Origin of the sequence: Paracoccus sp. SCSIO 75233 (genome assembly GCF_027912675.1) — a bacterium.
In the GTDB taxonomy this organism is placed as follows: Bacteria; Pseudomonadota; Alphaproteobacteria; order Rhodobacterales; family Rhodobacteraceae; genus Paracoccus.
In genome coordinates, this window is the sequence record NZ_CP115757.1 from 150,386 (window position 1) to 161,617 (window position 11,232).

An 11,232-nucleotide genomic window follows, 5' to 3' on the forward strand; every position below is an offset into this window, starting at 1 on the left:
AGACCCATTCAAAAAAATGCCCGGCGGATCACCCGCCGGGCCATAATCGCTGGCTCAAAGCTGCCTGCTCAGATTTCGAAATGCAAGGCGCGCGCCTGCAGGAATTTGCCCGTCTTTTCGAGCGCCGCCAGCGCCTCGTCCGACATTGCCTCATCCAGATACAGGATCGCGATGGCGTCTTCGCCCGAGCTGGTCCGGCCAAGCTGGAAATTGGCGATGTTCACGCCCAGATCCCCCAGCGTTGAACCAAGGGCGCCGATCACGCCGGGCACGTCCTTGTTGCGGGTATACAGCATGTGTTCGCCGATTTCGGCGTCGACATTGATGCCGCGGATCTGGATGAAGCGCGGCTTGCCGTCGCTGAACACGGTCCCGGCGATGGAGCGTTCACGCTCATCAGTCACGACCGTCACCTTGATATAGCCGTCATAAACGCCGCCTGCCTCCTGCCGGGTGGTGGCAAGCTGAATGCCGCGTTCCTTCGCGATTGCCGGGGCCGAGACCATGTTCACATCCGGGTTTGACGCCTTCATCACCCCCGAAATCACCGAAGCGTTCAGGGCGTTCAGGTTCATCTCTGCCGCGACGCCATCATAGGTGACATTGATGGATTTGATCGGCTCGTTGGTCATCTGCCCGATGAAGCTGCCCAGATGCCCTGCCAGCTTGATCCACGGACCCATCGTCTTGGCTTCCTCGGCAGTGACGGAGGGCATGTTGAGCGCATTGGTCACGGCACCTGTCAGCAGGTAATCCGACATCTGTTCGGCCACCTGAAGCGCGACGTTTTCCTGTGCTTCCGTGGTCGATGCGCCGAGATGGGGCGTCGCCACCACGTTCGGCAGGTTGAACAGCGGGCTGTCCGTCGCAGGTTCCGTCGCGAATACATCAAGCGCGGCACCGGCGACATGGCCCGATTTCAGCGCCTCTGCCAGAGCTTCCTCGTCCACCAGACCGCCGCGGGCTGCGTTGACGATGCGGACGCCCTTTTTGGTCTTGGCGATGTTCTCGCGCGACAGGATATTGCGGGTCTTGTCGGTCAGCGGCACATGCATGGTGATGAAGTCGGCCTTGCCCAGCAACTCGTCCAGCTCGACCTTCTTGACGCCAAGCTGATCCGCGCGCTCTTCCGACAGGAACGGGTCATAGGCCAGAACCTTCATCTTCAGCCCAAGCGCGCGGTCCGCGACGATGGAGCCGATATTGCCCGCACCGATCAGGCCCAGCGTCTTGTTGAAGACCTCGACGCCCATGAAGCGGCTTTTTTCCCATTTCCCGGCATGGGTCGAGACGCTGGCCTCCGGCAATTGCCGGGCGACCGCGAACATCAGTGCAATGGCGTGTTCGGCAGTGGTGACGGAGTTGCCGAACGGCGTGTTCATCACGATCACGCCTTTCTTCGACGCCGCCGGAATATCGACATTGTCGACGCCGATCCCGGCGCGGCCGATGACCTTCAGATTGTTGGCATTCTGGAGCAGTTTTTCCGTGACCTTGGTGGCCGAACGGATGGCGAGACCGTCATACTGACCGATCACTTCGGCCAGTTTTTCCTTGTCCTTGCCGAGTTCGGGCATGAAATCCACGTCGATTCCACGGTCGCGGAAGATCTGGACGGCGGTTTCCGACAGCTTGTCGGAGACGAGTACCTTGGGCATGTGATGTTCCTTTGGGTGGGACTGCGGGGAGGCAGCCCGTATTATGTTGGTTTGGGGGTGGTGCGCTGAAGCGCACCCTACGGGTCAGGACGGAATTGCGAGGTAGGGTGCGCTTCAGCGCACCAAGCGGTTCGGAAAGGCTGCAAGATGCAGGGCACGCTTCAGCGCACCGCCACACCCATCACCCCTGTGCCGCAATCTCTTCGTTGAACGCCCATTCGATCCACGGCAGCAGCGCCTGCACATCGGCGGTCTCCACGGTCGAGCCGCACCAGATGCGCAGACCGGCGGGCGCATCGCGATAAGCACCCATATCCAGCCCGACGCCTTCTTTCTCCAGCCGCTTTGCCACGGCTTTCGCGAAGGCTGCACCGTCTGCGATCCGGTCATCGGTGAATTTCAGGCAAACGCTGGTGGTCGACGCCGTCGCCGGATCCTCGGCCAGATTGGCGATCCAGTCACGATCCGCGCAGAAGTCCCAGACCGCCTGCGCATTGGTCGTCGCGCGGTCGATCAGACCCTGCCGCCCGCCGACCGACTTGGCCCATTCGAGCGCGACAAGATAATCCTCGACGCAGAGCATGGACGGCGTGTTGATCGTCTCGCCGCGGAAAATCCCTTCGATCAGCTTGCCGCCCTTGGTCAGGCGGAAGATCTTGGGCAGAGGCCATGCGGGCGTATAGTTTTCCAGACGCTCGACCGCGCGAGGGCTGAGGATCAGCACACCATGCCCGCCTTCGCCGCCCAGCACTTTTTGCCAGGAGAACGTCACCACATCCAGCTTGTCGAAGGGCAGTTCCATCGCAAACGCGGCGGAGGTCGCGTCGCAGATGGTCAGCCCAACCCGATCCGCCGGGATCGCATCGCCATTCGGCAGACGCACACCAGAGGTTGTTCCGTTCCAGGTGAACACCACGTCGCGGTCGAAATCGACCGTCGAGAAATCGACGATCTGCCCGTAATCGGCGGTCTGCACCTTCGCATCCAGCTTCAACTGCTTGACCACATCGGTCACCCAGCCCGCACCGAAGCTTTCCCAGGCCAGCATCTCGACCGGGCGCGCGCCCAGCAGCGACCACATCGCCATCTCGACCGCGCCGGTGTCGGAGGCGGGCACGATGCCAATCCGGTAATCCTCCGGCACGCCGAGGATTTCGCGGGTCTGTTCGATCGCCTGCGCCAGCTTCGCCTTGCCAACAGCGGCACGGTGCGAGCGGCCCAGAGGCGCGTCGGACAGCAGGTTCAAATTGTAATTGGGGATTTTGGCACAGGGGCCAGAAGAAAAGCGCGGATTAGCCGGGCGCGCAGCCGGTTGCGTATTCGCCATAACGTTACCCTTTCAGGCAAAAGCCCCTCGTTGGGGAGGGGTGTCCCGCCTCGGGACATACGCAAACCCCGTGGATACTGCAACAGGAAACTTGACCGTTATGTCGCCGCCGTATCAGGCTGGGTTACTCAGCGGCTCGGGCGCTGTCGTGACCTGCTGTGAACTGAAGCCTTGCGAGGCGGGCGTAAAGGCCGCCTTGTGCCACCAGTTCCTCGTGATTGCCCTGTGCGACGATCCGGCCGCTCTCGAAAACAATGATGCGGTCGGCGCTTTTGACGGTGGCCAGCCGGTGCGCGACGATGATCGTGGTGCGCCCCTCGGCCAGCTTCTCGACCGCCTTCTGAACAGCATATTCAGATTCGGCGTCGAGCGCCGATGTCGCCTCATCCAGCAACAGCACCGGGGCGTCGCGCAGAACGGCGCGGGCGATGGCGATGCGTTGTTTCTGCCCGCCTGACAGCATCAGCCCGCGTTCGCCCAGTTGCGTGTCGTAACCCTGCGGAAGGGCGGAGAGGAAATCATGCGCATTGGCGGCACGCGCCGCGGCCTCGATCTCCGTGTCGCTGGCATCGGGGCGACCGAAGCGGATATTCTCGCGGGCCGAAGTTGCAAAGATCACCGGGTCTTGCGGAACAAGCGCCATCGCCTCGCGGAAATCGACTCGTGCCATGTCGCGCAGATCGATGCCGTCCAGCGTCACCCGGCCCTGCAGCGGGTCCCAGAAGCGCTGGATCAGCTGGATCACCGTCGTCTTGCCAGCGCCCGACGGGCCGACAAGTGCAACCGTCTCTCCCGGCTGGATCGTCAGGTCGAGATCGATCAGCGCCGCGCCATCCGGGCGGGAGGGATAGGCGAAGCTGACCCCGTCAAAGCCGATTTCCCCGCGAACCGGGCGGGGCAGCGGGGAGGGGGCTGCGGGATCGGCGATGCTGTCGTCAGAGGCCAGCAACTCCGCCAGCCGCTCGGTGGCGCCTGCGGCACGCTGAAGCTCGCCCCAGATCTCGGACAGGGCGCCGACGGAACCCGCGACCAGCACGGCATATATGACGAACTGCACCAGTTCACCGACGCTCATCAGCCCGGCCTGCACATCGCGCGCGCCGATCCACAGAACGCCGATGATGCCTGCGCAGATCAGGAAGATCACGATCACTGTCAACGCGGCACGGGTTGCGATGCGGCGGCGTGCCGACAAGAAGCTCTCCTCCGTCACGCGCGCGAACTCGGCCCGCGTCGCGGTCTCGTGGGTGTAGGCCTGCACGGTCTGCGCCGCTTGCAGCGCTTCGGAGGCGGAGCCGGACGATGCCGCGATCCAGTCCTGGTTCTCCCGCGCCAGAACGCGGAGCCTGCGGCCCAGCCCGATGATGGGGATCAGGATCACCGGCACCAGCAGCAGGACCAGGCCGGTCAGCTTGGGCGAGGTCAGGAACAACATCACCAGCCCGCCGATCATCAGCAGCACATTGCGCAGCGCGACCGAGACGGAGGAGCCGACGACCGACTGAATGACCGTTGTATCCGTGGTGATCCGGCTGAGGATTTCGCCGGTGATGACCCGCTCGAAAAACGCGGGCGACAGGCCGATCACGCGTGAGAATACGGCTTTGCGAATATCCGCGACAACGCGTTCGCCCAGCCGGGTGACGAGGTAATATCGCAGCCCGGTGCCGAATGCGAGGCCGATGACGATCATCAATGCCGCCCCGAAATATTCGTCCAGAAGCGCCGATCCGACGTCGAAGCCGTCGACCACACGGCGGACAGCAAGCGGCAGGATCAGGCTGATCGTGGCCGTGGCGACAAGCGCGGCGAGGGCGGCAATGGCCATGCCCCGATAGGGCCGGATGAAGGGCCATAGCGCGGATAAGGCGCTGACGCGACGGCTGGAAGGGCGATCATCCTGAATGCTGGGTGCGCGTGCCATGCCTGCCTCTTATTGCGTTTGCCCCGGTTTAGGCGTCAGGGGCGGGGGCGGCAACACTCAAAGCTTGATTTCGCCCGATGACAAAGCGTCACGCAGCGCGTCCACGGCTTCGGCCAGACGTTCATCGACGATATGCAGATAGCGTTTCCAATCGTCGATATGCGATAATTCTTCGGCACCGTCCGAGATACCGCGAAGGGCGATCAGCGGCAGGCCGAATTGCTGACAGGCACGCAGCACGGCGAAACTCTCCATATCGACCATATCCTCGGGGATGGCCCCGTAGGCATCGCCGGACACGACATTCGCCCCGGTCGACAGGCTGACCGCCGGAATGCCCGGGATATGCAGGTCGAGTGGCAGCGTCGCGGGCTGGCCGAGCAGCGGGGTCACGCCTTTCTCAAACCCCAGAGGTGAGGCGTCGATATCGCGCCAACTGACTGACCGGGCCTGATAGACGGCACCCTGCTCAAGCCGCGCCGATCCGGCGGAGCCGAGCGAGACGACAAATGCAGGCAGCGCCCCCTTGCGTTCCAGCCGTGTCAGGGCCACGCCCATTGCCAAAGCCGCCTCGATCGGGCCAATGCCGGTCATCAGGGGGGTGATCCGTTCGCGCAGTGCCTTGCCGTATTCCGCCTCCGCCGCCATCACGAACAGGACCGGGACGCCGGATATTTCGGTCAGCGGCGGCAGATCGTCAGTCATGCTGTTTCCCCCGGGCGGGTGCTGGTGCGGGCCGCGGGACTCGAACCCGCACGGCCTTGCGGCCCAGAGATTTTAAGTCTCATGCGTCTACCATTCCGCCACGCCCGCAACCGTCTGGGAAGGCGTCATAAAGCGCTTCCCGAGCCCGGCGACACTATCATGACCCTCCGCTGGTGCAAGTCGGAAGGCGGGTGCCGGGGGCGCGTTTTCAGCCGTCTGCAAACGGGTCGGGATCATAGCCGACGCCGGTCAGGCTGAGCCCCTGAGGCGGGCAGACCGGGCCGCAGGAAGCACGGTTGCGGGCTTCAAGCGCATCCCTGACCTGATCGGGATGCCACGATCCCGCGCCGACCCGTTCGAGTGTGCCGACGATGCTGCGGACCTGATTATGCAGAAAGCTGCGGGCGCGCAGATGGAACCGGATTTCCTGCCCGGCGGGGTAGGGGTGTTCCTCGATGGTGATTTCGTCGAGCGTTTTGACCGGGGATTTCGCCTGACACATGGTGCTGCGGAAGGTGGTGAAATCATGCTGCCCTATCAGGTGGCGCGCGCCGTCCCGCATCGCCTGCACATCCAGCGGGCGCAGAACCTGCCAGACCTGACCGCGATCCGCCACCACAGGGGCGCGGCGCGCAATCAGCCGGAACGTGTAGCGGCGTTCGCGGGCGGAGAACCGGGCGTGGAAAACTTCCCCGACCTCTGCTGTTGCCGTGATGGCGACCGGGGCGGGCTTCAGGTGCCAGTTCAGCGCCTCTGACAGACGAAAACTGTCCCATTCCCGAACCAGATCGGCATGACATACCTGTCCAGTTGCGTGAACCCCGGTATCCGTGCGCCCCGCTGCGGCAATCCGCGCGCCATCGGCAAAACCGGGATCGAGCCGCGCCAGTGCTGCCTCTATCGTGCCCTGCACGCTCGGCTGATCGGCCTGTGCCTGCCAGCCCGCGAAAGGCGCGCCGTCATATTCGACACGAAAAGCGTAGCGCGGCATCAGTCCTGCTTGCGTCCCGCCTTGACGGTTTCGCGGATCAGGCTGGTCAGATCCTGCCCCCGGCGATCCTCAAGCGCGGCAGGACGCTCAGCAGCGGGTTCCCGAGGCTTCACGCCTTCGCGGGCAAGCCGGTCGCGCAGGACCTCCATCTCGACATCGAAATCGCTGCGACCGCCCTCGATCAAAGAGCGGGTGCGGGCGGCGAAATTGCCCTCAAGATCAGTGAGCAGCGCTTCGTAATCCGCCCGCGCCGACTGGTCTTTGGTCTGCGCATAGAGATCGGCAAATTTCGCCGTCGCATCGCGCGCGCCCATCAGGTAGACGCCCAGATAGCGGCGCGCGGCAGTCAGATCGCCGGGATCCTCCTCCACCCGCCGGAACAATTCGCGGGCGGTTTCGATAAAGACCTGCACCCGTGCCTCCAGCCTGTTGTCGCCGGCGCGGCGGATCGCGTCCTGCATGCCTTCCAGATATTCCTCGCCCTCGGCCACGATCCGGGCCACGCGGTCCTGTTGGAATGGGTCAATCCCTTCCATGCCCTTGTCGCGCATCGGGTCCGGGCCGAAGGCCAGATAGTGCAGCGCAACGGCGGCAACCCCGATCAGCGCGGCCCCGGCGAAGGCCCCCGGTTCCCAGGCCCCGACCGCGAGACCCAGCCCGGTCAGGATGCCCCCGAACAGCTTGCGCGGCAGTGACGGGCGGCGTGCGACGCGACGCGCGTCGTAAGCGGCCTCGGCCTTCAGCCCTTCGCGCGTCATGTAAGACCCGAGTGCCACGATGCCGAACCCCGCGAGATTGGTCACGAGCCCGAACGGGTCCTGCCAGAACGCGCCGATCAGAAACGGGATGGCGGCAATCGTGATCCACTTGACCCGCGATTCCAGCGGATGAACCGGCGCCCCTTTCGGTTGTGGAATATCCGGATCCTGCGCACCGGGCGAAAAGCGCCCGCCAAATCGTTTCGCCATGATGCTCCCCTTACGCGCCAGCCAGCGACGCATAAAGCGTCAGCAGGACGAGCAGATAGAATGACAGCCTCTGGGTCGCCTTCCGGGACATTGCTTTCTCCGTTTGCGGGTTAACGAACAGATGGGCCGGGCGTGCCGCGATTGCAAGCAAATGGCTCAGTAACTGCGGGTGCGGCGGTCGAACACCTTCTGCCCCATCATGGAGCCGACAAGGTCCACCATCAGCTTTGCGGTCCTTCCGCGTTCGTCGAGAAACGGGTTCAGCTCCACCAGATCGAGCGAGGTGACGAGGCCGGATTCGTGAAGCATCTCGCAGACCAGATGCGCCTCGCGGAAGGTCGCGCCGCCGGGGACCGTGGTGCCGACCGCAGGTGCGATTGCCGGGTCGAGGAAATCCACGTCGAGCGAGACATGCAGCAACCCGTTCTCCGCCTCGACCCGCGACAGAAACTCCTTCAGCGGCGCGACAATGCCCTGTTCGTCGAGGACGCGCATGTCGTTCACGGTGATCTCGGTTTCCTGCAGCGCTGCGTGTTCCGCCGGATCGACGCTGCGAATGCCGAACATGCAGATATTCTCACCGGGGATCGGGACGGGGAAATCCGGGAAGGGCGCAAAACCGGGGCGACCGGCGGCGTAGGCCATCGGTGTGCCGTGCAGATTGCCGGATGTCGTCGTCTCCGGGGTGTGGAAATCGCTATGCGCGTCCAGCCAGATCACGAAAAGCGGGCGGTTTTTTGCCGCAGCATGTTCCGCGACCCCGGCGAGCGTACCGAGCGCCAGCGAATGATCCCCGCCCATGAAGATCGGCATCCCGTCCCGCATCGCCCCGGTGGCCGCCTCGCGCAGCGCATTGGTCCAGCCAATGACCTCCGGCAGGTGATGTACCGCCGCGTTCGGGTGCGTCTGCCCGCCGGAGGAGGCGGGTGTCACGTCTCCGCGATCCTCGACCGTGTGGCCCAGCGTTTCCAGCAAAGCGCCCAGCCCGGCCACGCGGTAAGCCGCCGGTCCCATCAGGCAACCCGGCCTGCGCTGCCCTTCATCGACCGGCGCGCCGATCAGTATGCAATTGGTCATATTTTGTCCCCGTCAGGTTTTGCGCGAGGATAGGGCACAGCGCCCATGCGTGCCACCCTTTGACAGGCTGCGATCAGCTTCGCGTGCCCTGAAACCGCGCCTGCCATTCGTCGCGCTGCTCGTCAGCGATCTTGGCAAACAGGTTGTCGGGCACGGCGAATTCATGTCCGGGCTGAAGGGCGCCAAGCGCCGCCTCGACATCATCCGGCCATTCCGCCGGGCCGTTCATGGCCTCCCGCAGCTTGGCGGCGGCAAAGGGAATGAACGGGGTGGACAGCACCGCATATAGCCCGATCAGATTGAGGCCGAGCCGCACTTGCATCGCCGCCTGCTCCGGGTCCTCCTTGAAGGTGGCCCAAGGTGCGGCGGATTGCAGATATTCATTGCCGAGAACCCAGATCGCGCGAAGTTCGGCGGCGGATTTGCGGACTTCCATCCGGTCCATCTGCTCGGCGTAAGCGCGGATACGGCGGGTCAGGGCTGCGATCAGGTCACGCTCTGCCGTACCCCATTCGCCGCCCTCCGGCACCTGCTCGCCGAATTTCGAGCGGCAGAATTTGGTGATGCGGCTGACGAAATTGCCCAGCACATCGGCCAGATCCTTATTCACCGATTGCTGGAAGTTCTCCCATGTGAACTCGCTGTCGCCGCTTTCGGGTGCGTGGGACAGCAGCCACCAGCGCCAGTAATCGGCGGGCAGCAGCTCAAGCGCATCATCCATGAACACGCCGCGCCCCTGCGAGGTGCTGAACTGGCCGCCGTCATAGGTCAGGTAGTTGAACGACTTGATGTAATCGACCAGCTTCCACGGCTCGCCGGAACCCATGATGGTGGCCGGGAAGCCGAGCGTGTGGAACGGCACGTTATCCTTGCCCATGAATTGGGTATAGGTCACGTCCTCCGCGCCTTTGTCCGTTCGCCACCAGCGTTCCCAATCGCCGCCTTTCGCATCGGCCCATTCCGCCGTCGCGCCAATATATTCGATGGGCGCGTCGAACCAGACATAGAAGACCTTGCCCTCCATCCCCGGCCAGGGCTGATCGCCCTTCTGCACCGGCACGCCCCAGTCGAGATCGCGGGTGATGCCCCGGTCCTGCAACCCGTCGCCGTCAAACAGCCATTTCTTTGCGATAGAGGTGGTCAGCACCGGCCAGTCGGCCTTGCTGTCGATCCATTCCGCAATCTGATCGCGCATGGCGGACTGACGCAGGAACAGATGTTTGGTCTCGCGCACCTCCAGATTGGTGGAGCCGCTGATTGCGCTGCGTGGATCGATCAGATCGGTCGGGTCGAGCTGCTTGGTGCAGTTCTCGCATTGATCGCCGCGTGCCTTTTCGTAGCCGCAATTCGGGCAGGTGCCTTCGATATAACGGTCCGGCAGGAAACGACCGTCGTCGATGGAATACACCTGTTTCTCGCTGACCTCGCGGATCAGTCCGGCCTCGTCCAGCCGTCCCGCGAAATGCTGGGTCAGGCGATGGTTTTGCGGGCTGGAGGACCGGCCATAATGATCGAAACTCAGCCCGAACCCCTCGGCCAGCGCGGATTGCTCCGCATGCATCCGCTTGCAATACTCCGCCACCGGCTCCCCGGTTTTCGCGGCGGCGAGTTCCGCGGGCGTGCCATGTTCATCGGTCGCGCAGATGAACATCACCTCATGCCCGCGACCGCGCAGGTAACGCGCATAGAGATCGGCCGGAAGCTGGCTTCCGACCAGATTTCCCAGATGCTTGATGCCGTTGATATAGGGCAGGGCAGATGTGATGAGGTGGCGTGCCATGAATATTCCCGCATATGTCGACGGGTATCTAACCGCTGCTTATCCGATTTGAAAGAGTGCCGGATTTTCGTTCCAATCCGTTTTTACGCAGCAGGGCATGGACGAATTGGCAATTTTCTATCATAATAAAAATATATGCCAGAATGGTTCCCATGATGCGATCCTCGCTGATAGGTTTTCTGCTGTTTCTTTTTGCCGGTCCTGCTTTTGCAGAGTTTTCGGCCCAGCGGGTTCACATGAAGTTAGCCGCTCAGGGGTTTGAAAGCATAAATTTTTTCGAGAGCTCGCTTCATGTTACGGTTGAGGCGCTGCGTGGCGGACTACGTGTCGTCTTCGTCTACGATGCTGAATCGGGCGCTTTGATTGACGAACGTGTCAGTCAGATCAGTGCGCTTGATTCCCACAGCCGAGGCAACAGGATATCGCCGCGCAGCGGGACGATCACGCTGTTCGATATCCCCCGGCATGACAGCTCACAGCCTGTTGACCACGGGGAAACCGGCGGCTCTGGGCAGAAAACCGTCGGCCTACAGTTGCTTGGCGGTGAAGACAGCGTGAACGGGCAAGCCGTCGCCGCGGTCCCGAAGATCGCGGTCGACAACGCATCCGCCGCCGATCACCAGACCAACTCTCCGGAAGCTGGCCCGAAATGAACAGGCCCTCCTGACGGAAGGAAAACTGCTCCTGATCGCGCGCGCCTTCCGTCAACATTTCGGACAAAATTGATCGGTTGAATTCGGGGCCGGACATGAATTTGTGCATGTCTTGTGCGCCTGCTAGAAGCGGGGCCTGATTCCGAAAC

The 11,232-nt window shown here is 63.1% G+C and carries 9 protein-coding genes and 1 tRNA gene; 1 reads left to right on the forward strand and 9 read right to left on the reverse strand.

The features are described from left to right. Window positions 1-68: 68 nt before the first annotated feature. The 9 genes from serA to metG all read right to left on the reverse strand — a co-directional run bounded on the left by serA (window position 69) and on the right by metG (window position 10,430). Window positions 69-1,658: a phosphoglycerate dehydrogenase gene (gene serA, locus PAF12_RS00760; protein WP_271108116.1), complete on the reverse strand. Its 1,590-nt coding sequence runs from the start codon at window positions 1,656-1,658 to the stop codon at window positions 69-71. Between the two features lie 181 nt (window positions 1,659-1,839). Further along, on the reverse strand, window positions 1,840-2,985 hold the full coding sequence (locus tag PAF12_RS00765) for a phosphoserine transaminase (protein WP_271108117.1): 1,146 nt from the start codon (window positions 2,983-2,985) through the stop codon (window positions 1,840-1,842). A 124-nt stretch (window positions 2,986-3,109) separates the two neighbouring features. Then, the gene (locus PAF12_RS00770; RefSeq protein ID WP_271108118.1) at window positions 3,110-4,909 is read right to left on the reverse strand and encodes an ABC transporter transmembrane domain-containing protein; all 1,800 of its coding nucleotides are present in this window, start codon (window positions 4,907-4,909) and stop codon (window positions 3,110-3,112) included. A 57-nt stretch (window positions 4,910-4,966) separates the two neighbouring features. Continuing rightward, complete coding sequence (locus tag PAF12_RS00775; RefSeq protein ID WP_271108119.1) at window positions 4,967-5,614, reverse strand: 5'-methylthioadenosine/S-adenosylhomocysteine nucleosidase; 648 nt, start codon at window positions 5,612-5,614, stop codon at window positions 4,967-4,969. A gap of 22 nt (window positions 5,615-5,636) precedes the next feature. Beyond that, window positions 5,637-5,722: transfer RNA gene (locus PAF12_RS00780), tRNA-Leu, on the reverse strand. Window positions 5,723-5,822: 100 nt separating this feature from the next. Further along, window positions 5,823-6,605, reverse strand: coding sequence for a tRNA pseudouridine(38-40) synthase TruA (truA, locus tag PAF12_RS00785; protein WP_271108120.1), 783 nt, complete (start codon window positions 6,603-6,605; stop codon window positions 5,823-5,825). Then, window positions 6,605-7,573, reverse strand: coding sequence for a 5-bromo-4-chloroindolyl phosphate hydrolysis family protein (locus tag PAF12_RS00790; protein WP_271108121.1), 969 nt, complete (start codon window positions 7,571-7,573; stop codon window positions 6,605-6,607). Before PAF12_RS00790 ends, truA begins: the two co-directional genes overlap by 1 nt. 156 nt (window positions 7,574-7,729) lie before the next feature. Continuing rightward, on the reverse strand, window positions 7,730-8,650 hold the full coding sequence (gene rocF / locus PAF12_RS00795; protein WP_271108122.1) for an arginase: 921 nt from the start codon (window positions 8,648-8,650) through the stop codon (window positions 7,730-7,732). Between the two features lie 73 nt (window positions 8,651-8,723). Then, complete coding sequence (gene metG, locus PAF12_RS00800; protein WP_271108123.1) at window positions 8,724-10,430, reverse strand: methionine--tRNA ligase; 1,707 nt, start codon at window positions 10,428-10,430, stop codon at window positions 8,724-8,726. Between the two features lie 143 nt (window positions 10,431-10,573). Here metG and PAF12_RS00805 point away from each other — a divergent pair, with 143 nt between their 5' ends. Further along, on the forward strand, window positions 10,574-11,083 hold the full coding sequence (locus PAF12_RS00805; RefSeq protein ID WP_271108124.1) for a hypothetical protein: 510 nt from the start codon (window positions 10,574-10,576) through the stop codon (window positions 11,081-11,083). The last annotated feature ends 149 nt before the right edge of the window (window positions 11,084-11,232 follow it).

Bases quoted from the DNA above. Each gene is read 5' to 3' on its own strand.
- PAF12_RS00765 (WP_271108117.1), bottom strand. From the start codon at position 2,985: ATGGCGAATACGCAACCGGCTGCGCGCCCGGCTAATCCGCGCTTTTCT.
- rocF (WP_271108122.1), bottom strand. From the start codon at position 8,650: ATGACCAATTGCATACTGATCGGCGCGCCGGTCGATGAAGGGCAGCGC.
- metG (WP_271108123.1), bottom strand. From the start codon at position 10,430: ATGGCACGCCACCTCATCACATCTGCCCTGCCCTATATCAACGGCATC.
- serA (WP_271108116.1), bottom strand. From the start codon at position 1,658: ATGCCCAAGGTACTCGTCTCCGACAAGCTGTCGGAAACCGCCGTCCAG.
- PAF12_RS00770 (WP_271108118.1), bottom strand. From the start codon at position 4,909: ATGGCACGCGCACCCAGCATTCAGGATGATCGCCCTTCCAGCCGTCGC.
- PAF12_RS00790 (WP_271108121.1), bottom strand. From the start codon at position 7,573: ATGGCGAAACGATTTGGCGGGCGCTTTTCGCCCGGTGCGCAGGATCCG.
- PAF12_RS00805 (WP_271108124.1), top strand. From the start codon at position 10,574: ATGGTTCCCATGATGCGATCCTCGCTGATAGGTTTTCTGCTGTTTCTT.
- PAF12_RS00775 (WP_271108119.1), bottom strand. From the start codon at position 5,614: ATGACTGACGATCTGCCGCCGCTGACCGAAATATCCGGCGTCCCGGTC.
- truA (WP_271108120.1), bottom strand. From the start codon at position 6,605: ATGCCGCGCTACGCTTTTCGTGTCGAATATGACGGCGCGCCTTTCGCG.